The organism is Propionicicella superfundia DSM 22317 (genome assembly GCF_000423465.1).
Lineage (GTDB): Bacteria > Actinomycetota > Actinomycetes > Propionibacteriales > Propionibacteriaceae > Propionicicella > Propionicicella superfundia.
Window position 1 is genome coordinate 522,854 of sequence record NZ_KE384020.1, and the last position, 15,501, is coordinate 538,354.

Sequence of the window (15,501 nt, forward strand, 5' to 3'; positions counted from 1 at the left end):
CCCGCAGTGAGCGAGATCGTTCCCGACCACATCCATCGCGAGGCGTTCGTCGTCCGCACCGGCGCGACCGAGCAGTCCTGGGTCGACCTCGCCGATCCGCTGCGCGTCGAGTTCGAGTACGTGCAGCGGATCGTCGAGATTCTCGAGCTCGGGGTGCTCGCCCGTCCACCCGGCGAGAGGCTGCGGTGTGTCCATGTCGGCGGGGGAGGGTTGAGCATCCCCCGCTATGTCGCGGCCCGGCGCCCGGGGACGGTGCAGATCGTCCTGGAGCCGGACGCCGACCTCGTCGAGCAGGTGCGCGACAGGCTGCCGCTGCCGAAGGGCAGCGGGATCCGGATCCGGCCCACCGACGGCCGTACCGGCTTGGCGGAGCTGAGCGACGGCAGCGCCGATCTTGTCGTCGTCGACGCGTTCGACGGGGCGCAGGTCCCTGCCGATCTGGCGACCGCCGAGTGCTTCGCGCGGATCGCCGCGCTTCTGCGCCCGGGCGGGATGGTCGTGATGAACCTCGGCGACCGGTCCCCGTTCGACTGGGGACGACGGTGTGTCGCCGGTGTCGCCGCGTCCTTCGGTCACATTGCGGTCACCGCGGAGCTCCCGGTGTGGAAGGGACGCCGCTACGGGAACCTCGTGGTGGCCGCCGCGGGCGCGCCGCTGCCCGTCGACGGGTGGGCGCAGGCCCTCGCCCGTGCCGCTTTCGGCTATCGGCTCTTCGAGGGGACGCGGCTGCGCTCCTGGATCGGGGGCGCGGCACCGTTCACGGACGCCGACACGCGCCCCTCCCTCGATCCCGTCGCGCTCGGGTGGCTGCCGTGACCACCGCGTGAGGAGCGAGCGTCCGGGGCTGTGGGCGAGGCGTCGCGTGGATAGCATGGATCGCAGGGCCGCGCAGTCCTGTCGCGCGCAACGACCCGTTTTTCCGAAGGAGAAGATCATGGCAACCGCACGAACCCCCTACACGGTCCCGGGCCTGGCCACGGAGAAGGCCGCCGAGGTCATCGTCGTCCTGCAGCGGCGGCTGAGCGAGTACAACGACCTGCAGTTGACGCTCAAGCATGTGCACTGGAACGTCGTGGGGCCGAACTTCATCGGCGTGCACGAGATGATCGACCCGCAGGTCGACCTGGTGCGGTTGTACGCCGATGCCGTCGCGGAGCGGATCGCCGCTCTCGGCGGGTCCCCGTCCGGCACGGTCGGGGCGATCGTGAAGGACCGTGCGCTGGTCGAATACCCGTTGGGCCGCAACACCGCACTGGAGCATCTCGCGGCCCTCGACAAGGTGTACGACATCGTGATCGCCGACAACCGTCAGGCCATCGACGAGGTCGAGGATCTCGACCTCGTGACGCAGGACCTCCTCATCGGGCAGACGGGCGAGTTGGAGAAGTTCCAGTGGTTCGTGCGGGCCCACCTGGAGAACGCGGGCGGCAGGATCCCGAGCTGACACAGCTCTCCCGACGCACAAGGACGGGGGCGCAGGAGCGGCAACGCTCCCGCGCCCCCGTCCTGTGTTCTCACGGGCCGGCGGACGAGGCTCGGGTCAGGAACGCCCCCGGAACCAGCCGAGAAGCCCTCGTGACGCCCCCTGCCGACGATCGTGCGGGGGCTCGGGCGTGAGCCGCGCCCTGATCGTCTTCTCTCCCGCCTCGTCTCCGGCGATGCGGGCCGCATCCGCGGCCCGGGTGAGCAGAGAGGTGCGCCGGTCGTCGTCGCCGAGGCGCTCCGCGGCGCGGGCCGCTGCGAGGTACTGCCCGACGGCCTGCGTCGGGTCCCCCGTCCGGGCGAGGGCATCAGCGAGGTTGGCATGGGCCACCGTGACCTGGAGGAGCGTGGCACGGGTCGGCTCGGCGGCGGCCGGTGACGCCAGGAACGCCTCGTAGGCGGCAATCTCGTCGGCGGCCCGGCCGAGCCGGCGGTAGGTCACCCCGAGAGCGACGGTCGCCCTGCCGCCACTGCTTCCCAGCGCGGTCGAGGGAGCTGCGGCACAGGTGTCGATGATCTCCCGCAGGGCGGTGGCCGCGCGCTCCAGGTCGCCGCGGTCGCGGACCGCACGGGCGCGGTCGATGCGCCATTCGGTGTAGCGGAGGGCGTCGCGGCTCGCTCCGCGCCGGTCGAGAAGGTCGAGCGCCCACTCGGCGACCTCGACCGCCCGGTCGGGGTCGGGTGCGCCCAACGCCGTGTTGAAGTCCTCGGTCGCCCGCTCCAGCGAGGCCCGGTCCGCCGTGCTCAGCGTCGTCCCGACGCCCGGAGGGGTCGCCATACCGCGCTCCTGCAGCCGCGCGACCGCCGCGTCCAGATTGGCGCGCACGCGGGCGAGGGCGGTGTCCACAGGTGCCCTGCCTCGGGCGGCGGAAGGCTCGCGCGCATCGAGCGCCTGCACTCGGGGGAGCAGGAGGTCGAGCCCGGACTGCGGCTCGTCGAGCCTCTCGATCAGGAGGAACGACAGGTTTGCGAGCAGGCGGAGCCACGCCTCGAGGAAGTCGTTGTCCTCGAGGAAATCGCCGGCGAAGTCGTCCAGCAGGCGACGGTACTCGCGGACCGCGTCGTCGAGGCGTTCGGCGGCGCGGATCTCGTGGATGACGTCGATCGCGTCCGTGAGGCACGTCAGCCGCACGTCGGCGAGCGGGCACCGGGCCGCCATCTGCGCGCGGCGGAGCACGAGGTCGCGCCGGCGCTCCGGAGCCGCCGCGATGGCCGCTCCGAATGCCGGGACGATGAGCCGTGCATCGGCCTCTCGTGCGGGGTCCGCGAGGGCGAGGAACTCGTCCAGCTTGTTGTGGGTCACGGCACGCCGCAGCGTGGCGAGGTGCTCGGCGTCCGGATCGTCGTCACCGGGAATGTGACCGATCGCACCCAGCAACAGCGTCATGTCGGACCGTAGTGCGGCCGCGGCGGCGGCGCCCTCACAGGTGAGGAAGAAGCGGGCGGCGTCGAACACGCGGTAGCTGAGAACCCGTTCGAAGACCGCGCCCTCGGTGAACAACGCGCCCCACCGAAGCTCGAAACGGCTGCCGGGGAGCCACTGCGCGCTCTCGTCGGCCAGCCAGTCGCGCCACTGCTCGGCGATCTCCACGAGCCCGGGCTGGACCTCGACGAGCCGGTCCAGCACCGTACGGATCGCGAGGAGACCGGAGTCGGCCGAGACGGCGAGGGCGCCGGAGGTCTGCAACCACGCCACGTCGTCGGCGTCGAGCTGCCCGATCCCCTCGAGCTGTCGCGCCGGGCGTCCGCGGGCCACGCGGTCGTGCTCAAGTCCGCGGGCGACGATCGTCGACAGCCGCGCGACGAGCTGCCAGAACGGCAGGAGGCAGACACCCGGCATCGACTCGTGGCTCGTGCCCGTCCCGGGTTCGTGCACCCACCAGACGCGCCGTTCGGGATCGGCGGCGGGATGGAGCCGCGCAAGGAACTCCAGCGTGACGACGTTCTGCACGCCTCCATTATCGGCCCGGCGGGGAAGCGGGCCGATGAGCGGTCCGCGAGCGGTCCTTCCCGGCCCGGGGTTCGCTCTGCCGATGGGCTAATGTGTGCGCGTGACGAATGCCGGTCCGATCGATATGGCGCGGTTGCGGGATGCGCTCGACAGCATCGGCACCAGGTATCGCGTCGACGACGACGGCGAGTTCATCGGTTGGTGGGGCGACACCCTCGTCATGGGGTTCATGGTCGTGGGCTCCCAGGCGGACATCCTGCAGATCTGGGGTGGCTGGACGCCGCGCCCCCCGGTCGAGTTGCTCGGCCGGTTCGTCGAGGTGTGCAACACCTGGAACGCGGAGAAGCGCTGGCCGAAGGTCTACGCGATCGCCGACGACGACGCGGTGCGGGTGCGCGCCGAGCTCAACGTCGACTGCGAGGGCGGCGTGACCGATGCCTGGATCGTGCAGCAGCTCACGTGCGCGGTCGGGACGACCGGTCAGTTCTGCAGCGAGGTCGAGGAGCTCTACCCGGAGTATCCGGCATGGCTTCCCGAGACGTGAGGAGAGCTCGATGCCGGACGAACACGGATACGAACTCGAGCTCACCTGGACGGGCAACACCGGCGATGGGACGCGCAGCTACCGCGGGTACAGCCGGGACCATCTGATCAGCGCCGAGGGCCCCGGCACCCTGGCCGGGACCGCCGACGTGGCGTTCCGGGGTGTTCCCGGTCGCTGGAACCCCGAACAGTTGTTCCTCGCCTCGATCGCTCAGTGTCACCTGCTCACCTACCTGTGGCTGTGCGTCCGGGCGGGAGTCGTCGTGACCGCCTACCGGGACGCGCCGACCGGGGTGCTGCGTACCCGGCCCGACGGCAGTGGCCGGTTCGAGTCCGTCCTGCTCCGGCCGCAGGTCACGGTCTCGGCCGAGAGCGATCCCGAGACGGCGCGCGCCCTCCACGACAGGGTGGGGGAGTACTGCTTCATCGCGCGATCGGTCGACGTCCCCATCCACCACGAGGTGGGGATCGTCGTCGAACGGTGACCCGTGGCGGGCGGGCGTGTCGTCCGGGCATGGGCCGAGGCGCGGCGATCGTCAGCAACCGGCCAGAGCGGCCGCCGAGATCCGGCCGGGGTGGCCCGAGATCGCATACAGGGTCTGCCCTGCGGCAGCCGCGGCGGTGACGGGCTCGGCCGGAGAGCCGCCCGTCCGCCAGCCGTCGGGGCACCCGACGACGGTTCCGGGCTCGCGCGCATTGGGAAAGACGACGGGTACGCCACCGGCGACGGTGACGACCGCGACGGGATCGGTGCCGGTCGGCTCCTCGCCGGGCAGGATGTGCGCATCGAGGACGACGGACACCGGCTCGTCCGTGACGGCGACCGACCACGCCATGGGGCGGCCTCCCGACCAGCCGGCCACCCAGCACACGTCGTCGGCACACGAGACGGAGGTCGCACGCGACAGATGGCCGCGCGCGGTACTGGGCGGCACCGGCAGGACGACCATCTGCCACGGCCCGCCGACGCGGCCGATGAAGAGGACGGGTGCCTGCCGGATGCCGTCCGTCGTGTCGACGGCGTCTCCGGCGATGAGGATCCGCGACGCATGGGCGGTGACCGCACCGAACCCGAGGACGGCGCTCGCCCGCGACCGCGCCCGCTGGTCGACGTCGGCGGCGGCGGTCCAGGTGGTCCCGGATCGTGTGTAGATCGCCGCGTCGGATCCGTGCTGTCCGCCACGACTTCCGACGACGACGGGTGAGCCGTCCACCACGACCGTCGCCAGCAGCGGGCCTGCATCGTGGCCGCCGAAGGTGAAGAACTCCTGCGGCCGACTCGTCACGGGACCGCCCTCCGGGCCGTCCCAGACCGTCCAGCGCGGGTTGTCGTGCGCACCGCCGGTGCGAACACCGATCAGGTACAGACGGGTGCCGTCGCCGGCGATGGACGTCAACCGCCCCGTTCGCGCGTAGGGCTCGGACGGGGCGAGCCGGATCGGCACGGCGGACAACGCTCCACCGATCCTGTCGAGTGCCGGTCCGCTGCCGTCGGCGGTCGCCCCGCCGACGAAGACGTCCCCGTCGATGACCGCGATCGTTTCGGGCGCGAGGCCGAACACGGGAACCTCCGCCCAGGAGAGGTCCGTCCTCGCCGCGCGGGATGCGGCGCTGCGGGGCGTCGCCGAACAGGCTGCGACGACGCAGAGCACGGCGGCCAGGACGCAGAGCGGCCGGGCGCGGGCAGTGCGCCGGGTCTGCCGCGTGTCCCGAATCCGCATGGGGCACTGTACGTCGCGGACGGCCCTCATGGCAGGGGCCGCACGGCGTCGGCACCGATATCGGGGGCCGCCGTGCTCACGTCGCGGTGAAGACCAGTCCCTTCCGCGCGGGGGTCGAGAGGGTCAAGGTGTCACCCGCGACGGTGTAGGAGGCCGCCTGCTGGAGGAGCGCGAGCACGGTGGCCTCCTGCGCGGTCTCCTGTTCGGTGGGACAGAGGGCCCTGGTCGCGACGAGAGGCCCGACGCTCAGGGAGCCGTCGTCGATGCTCACCTCGCCGCGGAAGGTGTTGCAGGCGGTTCCGCTCACCGTGTCGGCGGTGAAGGACAAGCTCACCGTGGTGCCGGCGAGCGGGGAGGAGACACTGTCGCCGGACACGATGCCCTCCAGCGTCCACACGGTTCCGACGAGGGGTTCGGGGGTCGCCGTCGGCGCCGCGGCGAGCGTCAGCACCGCGTCGTCCTTCGCGTTCACGAGCTCGAGCCCGGCACCCTGGGAGCGCACGCCGGTGACCTCGGCCAGAGCGGTGACGAAGGCGGTCTCCTGCTCCATGACGCCGTCGTCCAGGCAGGCCATCGCGGTGAGCGCGACCTCGGAGACACGGATGGAGCTCCCGGTCTGTGCGAATTCCGCGACGTAGGAGTTGCAGCCCGCGCTCCCGTGCACGGTGCCGTCGGACACGCTCAGGCTGGGCCTGGCGGCGGAGATCGTCTCGGCACCGCCGATGCGGGTCACCACCCAGGATGTCCCGTCGAGCACGGGGTCGTTCGGCGACGGGGTCGCAGACGGGGAGGCGCAGCCGGTGAAGGCCGCGAGGAGGACGACGGCCAGGCCCGCGAGTCTGCGCATGACCGGCTCCTTTCGCAGAGCCTCGTTCCCGGCCGGGCGACGCGGGTCGAGGCCAGCGTACCGGGGCCGGTGGCCTTTGCGGACCGGTCGAGCGGCCGTAGGTTTGCCGGATGGGCACCTCGGAGTGGAACTCGGTACGACGGGCGTTCGCGGATGCGGCGGGCTGGTTCTGTGAGGCGACGACGTGGATCGACGACCGATGGGAGGCACCCGCGCTGGGGGAGTGGGATGTCCGCGCCCTCGTCGGGCACACGAGTCGTGCGCTGCTCACCGTGGAGCAGTACGCCGCGCGCCCTGCGGTCGCGGTGGAGATTCCGACGGCGACGGCCTACTACGTCGCCGCCCGTCGCGCGGCCGGAGGTCACGAGGTCGCCCGGCGCGGGAGGGTCGCCGGCGAGGCGCTGGGCGTCGATCCGGCGGGCACGGTCGGCGCCGCCGCCCGGCGCGTCGTGGGACTCGTGGACGCGATGACGGGCGACGAGTTCGTCGCGTGTCTGCTCGGCGGGATGCGCCTGATCGACTACCTGCCGACGCGGACCTTCGAACTCGTCGTGCATACCGTCGACCTGTGCGACGCGCTGGGGGTGGAGGCGCAGGTGCCCCCGGTCGCGGCCGGGGCGGCGGTCCGGCTCGCGGCCGACCTGGCCGTCGACGGCGGGACCGCCGCCCCGGTATTGCGTGCCCTGACCGGGCGGGCGGGGTTGTCGACGGAGTTCACCGTGCTGTGACGGCAGACGGCTTGGTGGACGTCCCTGCGCGGACCCCGGTGCCGTGGTCGCAGCGGCCGGATAGGCTCGGCACGAACGACATCCCAGCATTCCGGGGCGGTGGCGGCCCCGGCGGGAACGAGAGGACACCGCAGATGGCTCACGGACAGCTCACCGAACTCGTCGCGGGCATGAGGATCCCCTACGGCGGCGATCGTTACGTCACCGTGGGCGAGGACCTCGCCGCAGCGTTCTCGGCCGGAGACCGGCTGTTCGTCGTCCAGGACTCCGGTGACCTGATCCACGTGCCCGAGCGCGTGGCGACGCAGGTCACCCGCAGCGTGGATGCGGCGCTCGACGCGTTCACCGCGCTGCGCGGCGTGCCGCGGCCACGGATCCGCGACTTCTACCGCGCGTTCGCGACACATCTGGAGGCGGCCTGGGACGGCGTGGCCGCGGCCAACGCCGACGACGTGGCGCGCGCCGAGCGGCTCGGCCGGTCGACGACGCGGCTCGTCGTCTCGGACAGGATGCGCGCCGACATGATCTCGGGCCTGCGGGAGTGGGCCGAGCTCATCGACGCACAGCTCGCCGACCCGGAGCACGATCTCGTCGCGCGGGTCGGCCACGGCGACTGGGGTGTCGACGTGCGCAGCGCCCCGCTGGGCGTCGTGGCGTTCGTCTTCGAGGGCCGTCCGAACGTCCTCGTGGACGCTGCGGGCGTGTTGGCGACGGGCAACGCGGCAGTGCTGCGCATCGGTGGCGATGCGCTCGGCACCGCCCAGGCGATCGTCGACGGGGCGATCACGCCGGCGCTGACGGCGTGCGGCCTGCCGGCGGGGGCACTGTCCCTCGTGCCCGTGCGGGAACGCTCGGCCGGGTGGGCCCTGTTCAGCGATCCGCGACTGGCGCTCGCGGTGGTGCGCGGCTCCGGGGCCGCGGTGATGCAGTTGAGCAGCATTGCGCGCCAGACGGGCGTGCCGGTGAGCGCTCACGGCACCGGTGGCGCGTGGATCGTCGCCGCCGGCGACGCTCCGCTCGAACGGCTCTCCGGTGCCGTGCGGTGGTCCCTGGACCGCAAGGTGTGCAACACGGTGAACGTCGTCGTCCTGCCGCGGTCGGCCGCCGACGTCCTGCTGCCCGTCGTCGTGGCGGCCGCCGATGAGGCCGCGGCGGCGCGGGGCGGCGAGGCGGCCCGGCTGCATGTGGCCGACGGGAGCCAGGAGTGGGTGGACGCGGGGGAGTTCGACCGGCTGATCGACGTGGCGCGGGCCGAGGGCGTGAAACGCGAGCCGCGGGCCGACGTCCTGCCCGTGACAGCGCTCGGCCGCGAGTGGGAGTGGGAGAACACCCCGGAGCTCTCGCTGCTCGTCGTGGACGACGTGACCGCCGCCGCCGATGCGTTCAACGAGCACAGCCCGCAGTTCATCGCCTCGCTCATCACGACCGACCCCGAGGCGTTCGCCGACTTCCGTGACCGGGTGAACGCCCCGTTCGTGGGGGATGGATTCACCCGCTGGGTGGACGGTCAGTACACGTTGAACCAGCCGGAGCTGGGGCTGTCCAACTGGGAGCGCGGCCGGCTGCTCGGCCGGGCCGCGGTGCTGACGGGAGCGGATCTGTCGACGCGGCGGATGTACGCCCACCACGACGATCCGCAGCAGCACCGCTGATCCGCAGGGCGGTGCGGCGTCAGGCGCGGACGTACTCCGCCAGATGCTGCCCTGTCAGGGTCGCGCGGGTGGCGACGAGGTCGGCCGGCGTGCCCTCGAACACGACGCGCCCCCCGTCGTGGCCGGCGCCCGGGCCGAGGTCGATGATCCAGTCGGCGTGCGCCATCACGGCCTGGTGATGCTCGACGACGATCACCGAGACACCGCCGTCCACGAGCCGATCGAGCAGCGCCAGCAGGTGTTCGACGTCGGCGAGGTGAAGTCCTGTCGTGGGTTCGTCGAGGAGATAGATGCCGCCCTTCTCCGCCATGCGGGTGGCCAGCTTGAGCCGTTGACGTTCGCCGCCGGACAGGGTCGTGAGCGGCTGCCCGAGTGTCACGTAGCCGAGTCCGACATCGGCGAGCCGGGTGAGGATCCGGTGAGCGGCGGGTATCCGCGCCTCGCCGGCGCCGAAGAACTCCACCGCCTCGGCCACCGGCATGGTGAGGACCTGGCTGATGTCCCGGTCGCCCAGGCGGTATCCGAGAACCGATGCCTGGAACCGCCTGCCCTCGCAGTCCTCGCACGTGGTGGCGACGCCCGCCATCATGGCCAGGTCGGTGTACACGACGCCGGCGCCGTTGCAGGTGGGGCAGGCGCCCTCGGAGTTGGGGCTGAACAGCGCCGGTTTCACGCCGTTGGCCTTGGCGAACGCCTTGCGGATCGGGTCGAGGAGGCCCGTGTACGTCGCCGGGTTGCTGCGCCGCGAGCCGCGGATCGCGCTCTGGTCGACCGCGACGACGCCCGCCCCGGGAGGGATCGAGCCGTGCACGAGGGAGCTCTTGCCGGAGCCCGCCACTCCCGTGACGGCCACGAGCACGCCGAGGGGGATGTCCACGTCCACGCCGGCGAGGTTGTTCGTCGTCGCGTCGCGGATCTCCAGCCTGCCGGTCGGCGTCCTCACCGCCGACTTGAGCGAGGCCCTGTCGTCGACGTGGCGGCCTGTGATCGTGCCCGCGGCGCGCAGTCCGTCGACCGTGCCCTCGAAGCAGACGACGCCTCCGTCGATCCCTGCGCCCGGACCGAGATCGACGACATGGTCGGCGATGACGATCACCTCGGGTTTGTGCTCGACGACGAGCACCGTGTTGCCCTTGTCGCGCAGTCGCAGCAGCAGGTCGTTCATGCGCCGGATGTCATGGGGGTGCAGGCCGATGCTCGGCTCGTCGAAGACGTAGGTGACGTCGGTGAGGGGCGACCCGAGGTGACGGATCATCCGCGCCCGCTGCGCCTCGCCGCCGGACAGCGTTCCGGCCGGCCGGGCGAGCGCGAGATACCCGAGTCCGATCGCGACGAACGAGTCGAGGGTCTCCTGGAGCTTCCCGAGCAGGGGGGCGACGGACGGGGCGTCGAGGCTGCGGGTCCACTCGGCGAGGTCGCTGATCTGCATCGCGCACGCGTCGGCGATGTTCAGAGCCCCGATACGCGACGAGCGGGCCGCCTCGTTGAGCCGTGTGCCCTCGCAGGCGGGACAGGTGGTGAAGGTGATCGCCCGCTCGACGAACGCCCGGATGTGGGGCTGCATCGCGTCGACATCCTTGGACAGGAAGGACTTCTCGATCCGGGGGATCAGCCCCTCGTAGGTGACGTTGATGCCCTCGGCCTTGATCCGCGTGGGCTCCTTGTACAGCAGGTTCTGCACCTCGGCGGCGCTGAAATCGCGGATCGGCTTGTCGGGGTCGAAGAACCCGCTGCCGGCATAGATGCGGCCGTACCAGCCGTCCCGGCTGTATCCGGGGATCAGCAGGGCGCCCTCGTTGAGGGACAGGCTGTCGTCGTAGAGAACCCTCAGGTCGTAGTCGGTCACGGAGCCGCGCCCCTCGCATCGGGGGCACATGCCGCCCTGGACGCTGAAGCTGCGCACCTCGGTGCTTTTGCCCGTGCCGCGTTCCAGCGTGACAGCGCCTTTTCCGCTCATCGTCGCGACGTTGAACGAGAACGCCTTCGCCGGGCCGATGTGCGGCTCGCCGAGCCGGCTGAACAGGATGCGCAGCATCGCGTTGGCGTCGGTGGCCGTGCCGACGGTGGAGCGGGGGTCTGTGCCCATGGGCCGCTGGTCGACGATGATGGCCGTGGTCAGGCCCTCCAGGACGTCGACGTCCGGCCGGGGAAGCGTGGGCATGAACCCCTGGACGAACGTGCTGTAGGTCTCGTTGATGAGCCGCTGGGATTCGGCGGCGATGGTGTCGAACACCAGTGAGCTCTTGCCCGATCCGGACACTCCGGTGAAAACCGTCAGCCGCCGTTTCGGGAGTTCGACGGTGACGTCCTTGAGGTTGTTCTCGCGGGCGCCGCTGACCCGGATGAGGTCGTGGCTGTCCGCCGCTGGCGGGGTGATCGTCATGGCAGTTCGTCTCCCTGTCTCCGGCGTGCCTGCGCGGATCGCTGGGGAGAATCTAGCCAGGAAGGGCGCGAGGGAGAAGATGTACCCGGGCATGGCCCGGCTGCGCCGAGGGAGTGCCGCCGCGGCGGGAGTGGGATGGTCCCCGCGGGCTGGGCGCTCGCCGGGACCCGGAGGTGGCGCGGTGTGCCCGATCGTCACGACGGGCACACCGCAGGAATCTCCGGGAAAAAGGGTTATGACTCAGATGGTCACGACAACGCGGCCGTCGATGCTGCCGTTCTTCATGCGCTCGAAGATGCCGTTGATATTGTCCAGTCTATCCATCGTGTAATGCGCCTTGACCTGACCGGCGGCAGCGAATTCCAGAGTCTCTTCGAGGTCCTTTCTGGTGCCCACGATCGAACCGCGCACGGTCTGGCCGTTCAGCACGAGGTCGAAGATCGGCAGCTCGAAGCCACCGGGCGGCAGGCCGACCAGCGACATCGTGCCGCGCTTGGCGAGCATGCCGAGCGCCTGCTCGAATGCGGGCTTGGACGCCGCGGTGACGAGAACGCCCGCCGCGCCGCCCACCTCCTTCTTGACGGTGGCGCCGGGGTTGCCGTCGGTGGCGTCCACCACGAGGTCGGCCCCGAGGGACTCGGCCAGGTCCAGCTTCGAGCGGGTGCGGGAGACGGCGATCACGCGGAAGCCCATGGCCTTCGCGTACTGGACCGCCATATGTCCCAGGCCCCCGATTCCCGAGATGGCGACCCAGTCGCCCGGCTTGCAGTCGAGCACCTTGAGGCCCTTGTAGACCGTGACACCGGCGCACAGCAGGGGAGCGGCCTCGGCGAAGTCGAGGCCGCCGGGCAGCCGCCCGACGTAGCCGGGATCGGCGAGCACGTACTCGGCGTACCCGCCGTTGACGGTGTATCCGGTCATCTGCTGGGAGTCGCACAGCGTCTCCCAGCCCGTGATGCAGTGGGTGCAGCGTCCGCAGGCCGTGTGAAGCCACGGGATGCCGACCCGATCGCCTTCGGCGACCCAGGTGACGCGGGATCCGGCCTTGGCGACGTAGCCGACGCCCTCGTGGCCGGGGATGAAGGGGAGCGGTGGTCTGACCGGCCAGTCGCCGTCGGCGGCGTGCAGGTCGGTGTGGCAGATCCCTGAGGCCTCGACCTTCACAAGGACCTGATCGGGTCCGACGTCGGGGACGGGGACCTCTTCGATGGTGAGCGGTTCGCCATAGGCATGAACCACTGCGGCTTTCATTGTTTCGGACATCGCTGTCGGTTCCTTTCGGTGGTCCGGCAGTGGGAAATGTGCATGGAGTCCGCGTGTGCATCGATGTCGCACGCGGGTCATGTTGGGATCGCACATTACAGCGGAGAATCGGCGCGCGATGCATTTTGGTCCGAATTCCTCGCGTGAGTGGATTCGGCGAGAAGGCGCTTTCGCGCAGAGGGGAGGGTGAGTGCGGCACGCCGGCCGAGGCTGGGCCGAGACACCCCGGAGTCCCGACGAAATGACATAATGTCGCTTATCGGACAACTAGGAGGTGGTCCCGGGGAGCCGCCGCACCCGGGCTCGCGACTGTGGTGAGCCCGTGTATTCGGGCCAATCGGCCACGACGCCGGGCATCGCTGCAAGACTGCCAAGGACGAAGGACCAGAGGTGGACCAGATGGATCTGACAAGCCCCGAGTGGGACCGTAGCGCTTTGCTCGTCATCGATGTGCAGCGTGACTTCATCGATGACGACGGCTCTGCCCACGTTCCGGGGACGGCTGACATCGTCCCACGGCTCGGTCGCCTCGTGACCGCTTTCCGGGTGGCCGGGCGGCCGATCGTGCACGTCATCCGGCTGTACCGGGGCGAGGACGTCGACCTGCCACGCCGCCAGCTCGTCGCCTCGGGCGTCTCCCTGGTCGCACCCGGCTCGCCCGGCGCGTCGGTGCCGGGCGTCCTGTTTCCCGAGGGCGACGTCGACCTGGACACCACGGCGCTCCTGCGGGGCGAGTTCCAGCAGATCGGGCCCACCGAGTACATCGCGTTCAAACCGCGGTGGAGCGCCTTCTACCGGACAGGACTGCACGACTGGCTACGACAGCAGGACGTGACCACCGTCGTCGTGGCGGGCTGCAACCTGCCGAACTGCCCGCGGGCGACCCTCTTCGACGCCAGCGCGCGCGACTACCGCACGGTGCTCGTGCCCGACGTGACGTCGCAGGTCACCCCCGAACGGCTGGCCGACGCACGACTGATCGGGACGCAGATCGTCGAGTCGGGAGAGATCGTCGCCCGGTTCTCCCCCGCCGAGGGGTCCTGAGCCACGATGCTCTGCGCGAGCGCCGCTCAATCGGCGAGGAGTCGCGCGTAGTCCCCCACCCCGCGCCGCGCGAGCCGCAGCAGGAGCAGCCGGGTGTCGGGCACGAACGGCCAGCCGGGGTCGGCGAGCCTGCGTCGCAGGTCCTCCAGCGAGACCCAGCCACCCGCGACGACCTCCCCGTCGGCGAACCGGATCGCGCCGTCCCAGACCGTTTCGAAGACGTGTTCGAAGACGCGGACCGTGTCGTCCTCGAACAGGGACGTCCCGAGGGGACGCAGGCTCTCGGGGGCGATTGCGAGTTCCTCGCCGAGCTCCCGGGCCGCGTTGGCGGCGGGATCCTCCCCCGCTCGCAGCACTCCCCCGGCGGCGGCGTCATGGCAGGACGGGCACCAGTCCTTCTCCGGGGAGCGCATCTGGACGTAGATGTCGCCCGGCGTGTTGCGCACCAGGACGGCGGTGGCCGCGTGGCGGAGGTTCTCGCGGCGGACGCGCGACCGCGGCGCGGTGCCGACGACCGTGCCGTCACGGGCGACCAGGCCGACGATCTCGTCCATGGGCGGGTTCCTCACCGAGCGGCGGACACGGCGAGGCGCGGCAGCACCTCGGTGCGCAGCCACAGGCGCAGTTCGGCGGCGACCTCGTGGGGACGCCGGTACGGCCAGACGTGTGAGCGGGAGGATCGCGTGACCACCGTGGCGTGGCGGGCCGCCCGGGAGAACGAACGGGCACCGAGGTGGAGCTGATCGAAACGTCCGCCCAGGAGCAGGACCGGACAGGAGACCTCGCGCAACTGCCGCGAACCGCAGCGGTCGATCACCTCGTCCCACAACGGGGCGACGGGCAGGAACCGTTCGCCGCGGAACATCGAGCGCATCCGCAGTGGCCCGAACAGATCGAACGCACGCCCCGCGGCCCGGTAGGCGGCGGCGCCCGCTCCGCGCGGCTCGGTCGCGCATCCCAGGAGGGCGAGCCCGGCCATTCGGCCGGGGTTCCGTTCGGCGTAGGTCAGCGCCGCGAACCCGCCGAGCGAGTGGCCGGCGACCACGACGTCCCTCTCCCCCGCTGCCGTCACGATGGCGTCCACCACGGCTGCCGATCGGGCGAGGCTGTACGGCTCGGCACGCCGGGTGCCATGGCCGGGAAGATCGGGCACCACCACGTCGACCTCGGCGCCGAGCGATTCACCCACCGGAGCCATCTCGGCTCCGCTGGACCAGGTGCCGTGGAGCAGAATGAGCAGCGGCCTGGCCGCGCGCGTCGTCTTCATCGCCGCCAGACTTGCACACCGGCCCAAAGTCACACCAGCGAACGGCGCATCGCGACGACCTGGAAGCCGCCCCGCCGCACATCGAGCCGTTCCCGGAGTGAGAATCCTGCCTCCTCGAACAGGGCGCGGAAGCCGAAGGACGCGAGCGTGCGGTCCACTCGCTCGCCGTGGTTGTCGACCGGATACGCGTCGACGGCACAGGCTCCCTGCGACGCGGCGTACGCGACGGCGCCGTGAAGCAGCGCCCGCGCCACGCCTCCGCGCGTTCGGCCGGCCCGCACGCGGAAGCAGAACAGCGTCCACACGTCGCCCTCCGCGGTGGGGTACCTCGCCGACTGCACGAGCCCCCGCACCTCGGAGGTGGGTGCGATGCCGGCCCACCCGATCGGCTCGTCCCCGTCGTAGGCGAGGACACCGGGGGCACGGGACGGGCGGGCGCACAGGTCGGCGACATGGCGGCCGCGCGCCTCGCCGACGAGTTCGGCGGCCGCAGCGGGCCCGAGCCGGTACGACAGGCACCAGCAGCCCTGCGCGCCGGGCTTGCGCGGCGCGAGGATCGCCGCGACATCGGCGAAGCGGGACGCCGGGCGGATGTCCGGGGAACCGTCCATCCGCTCAGC

The 15,501-nt window shown here is 71.4% G+C and carries 15 protein-coding genes; 7 read left to right on the top strand and 8 right to left on the bottom strand.

Annotated features, from left to right (window positions below; genetic code table 11):
• The first annotated feature begins 6 nt into the window (after positions 1–6).
• Together G555_RS18605 and dps are read left to right on the top strand one after the other, a co-directional pair.
• On the top strand, positions 7–816 hold the full coding sequence (locus G555_RS18605; protein ID WP_036921585.1) for a spermidine synthase: 810 nt from the start codon (positions 7–9) through the stop codon (positions 814–816).
• 118 nt (positions 817–934) lie between these two features.
• Complete coding sequence (gene dps / locus G555_RS18610) at positions 935–1,444, top strand: DNA starvation/stationary phase protection protein Dps (protein ID WP_036922027.1); 510 nt, start codon at positions 935–937, stop codon at positions 1,442–1,444.
• Between the two features lie 96 nt (positions 1,445–1,540).
• Here the strand turns inward: dps and G555_RS0107620 are convergent, their stop codons facing one another.
• On the bottom strand, positions 1,541–3,433 hold the full coding sequence (locus G555_RS0107620) for a hypothetical protein (RefSeq protein WP_028708419.1): 1,893 nt from the start codon (positions 3,431–3,433) through the stop codon (positions 1,541–1,543).
• A 100-nt stretch (positions 3,434–3,533) separates the two neighbouring features.
• On the opposite strand from G555_RS0107620, the gene G555_RS18615 reads away from it, so the two are divergent.
• On the top strand, positions 3,534–3,977 hold the full coding sequence (locus G555_RS18615; protein ID WP_051208557.1) for a YbjN domain-containing protein: 444 nt from the start codon (positions 3,534–3,536) through the stop codon (positions 3,975–3,977).
• Between the two features lie 10 nt (positions 3,978–3,987).
• Entirely contained in the window at positions 3,988–4,461 is a 474-nt protein-coding gene (locus tag G555_RS0107630; RefSeq protein WP_028708420.1) for an OsmC family protein, read from the top strand.
• Positions 4,462–4,512: 51 nt separating this feature from the next.
• Here G555_RS0107630 and G555_RS0107635 read toward each other — a convergent pair whose 3' ends face one another.
• A complete protein-coding gene (locus G555_RS0107635) occupies positions 4,513–5,697 on the bottom strand; it encodes a hypothetical protein (RefSeq protein WP_028708421.1) in 1,185 nt (394 codons plus the stop codon).
• A 76-nt stretch (positions 5,698–5,773) separates the two neighbouring features.
• Entirely contained in the window at positions 5,774–6,544 is a 771-nt protein-coding gene (locus G555_RS0107640) for an META domain-containing protein (protein WP_028708422.1), read from the bottom strand.
• 110 nt (positions 6,545–6,654) lie between these two features.
• Here G555_RS0107640 and G555_RS0107645 point away from each other — a divergent pair, with 110 nt between their 5' ends.
• Together G555_RS0107645 and G555_RS0107650 are read left to right on the top strand one after the other, a co-directional pair.
• The gene (locus tag G555_RS0107645; RefSeq protein WP_028708423.1) at positions 6,655–7,272 is read left to right on the top strand and encodes a maleylpyruvate isomerase N-terminal domain-containing protein; all 618 of its coding nucleotides are present in this window, start codon (positions 6,655–6,657) and stop codon (positions 7,270–7,272) included.
• Positions 7,273–7,406: 134 nt separating this feature from the next.
• Complete coding sequence (locus G555_RS0107650) at positions 7,407–8,924, top strand: aldehyde dehydrogenase family protein (protein WP_028708424.1); 1,518 nt, start codon at positions 7,407–7,409, stop codon at positions 8,922–8,924.
• Between the two features lie 19 nt (positions 8,925–8,943).
• Here G555_RS0107650 and G555_RS0107655 read toward each other — a convergent pair whose 3' ends face one another.
• Together G555_RS0107655 and G555_RS0107660 are read right to left on the bottom strand one after the other, a co-directional pair.
• Entirely contained in the window at positions 8,944–11,307 is a 2,364-nt protein-coding gene (locus G555_RS0107655; RefSeq protein ID WP_028708425.1) for an ATP-binding cassette domain-containing protein, read from the bottom strand.
• Positions 11,308–11,547: 240 nt separating this feature from the next.
• Complete coding sequence (locus G555_RS0107660) at positions 11,548–12,546, bottom strand: zinc-dependent alcohol dehydrogenase (protein WP_211223196.1); 999 nt, start codon at positions 12,544–12,546, stop codon at positions 11,548–11,550.
• 423 nt (positions 12,547–12,969) lie between these two features.
• Between G555_RS0107660 and G555_RS0107665 the strand changes: the two genes are divergently transcribed.
• Complete coding sequence (locus G555_RS0107665; protein WP_036922034.1) at positions 12,970–13,614, top strand: cysteine hydrolase family protein; 645 nt, start codon at positions 12,970–12,972, stop codon at positions 13,612–13,614.
• A gap of 26 nt (positions 13,615–13,640) precedes the next feature.
• Here G555_RS0107665 and G555_RS0107670 read toward each other — a convergent pair whose 3' ends face one another.
• The 3 genes from G555_RS0107670 to G555_RS0107680 are packed head-to-tail and all read right to left on the bottom strand — an operon-like array spanning position 13,641 to position 15,492.
• A complete protein-coding gene (locus tag G555_RS0107670; protein ID WP_028708428.1) occupies positions 13,641–14,168 on the bottom strand; it encodes an NUDIX hydrolase in 528 nt (175 codons plus the stop codon).
• An 11-nt stretch (positions 14,169–14,179) separates the two neighbouring features.
• On the bottom strand, positions 14,180–14,881 hold the full coding sequence (locus tag G555_RS18620; protein ID WP_051208558.1) for an alpha/beta fold hydrolase: 702 nt from the start codon (positions 14,879–14,881) through the stop codon (positions 14,180–14,182).
• A 29-nt stretch (positions 14,882–14,910) separates the two neighbouring features.
• Complete coding sequence (locus G555_RS0107680) at positions 14,911–15,492, bottom strand: GNAT family N-acetyltransferase (RefSeq protein WP_028708429.1); 582 nt, start codon at positions 15,490–15,492, stop codon at positions 14,911–14,913.
• Between the last annotated feature and the right edge of the window lie 9 nt (positions 15,493–15,501).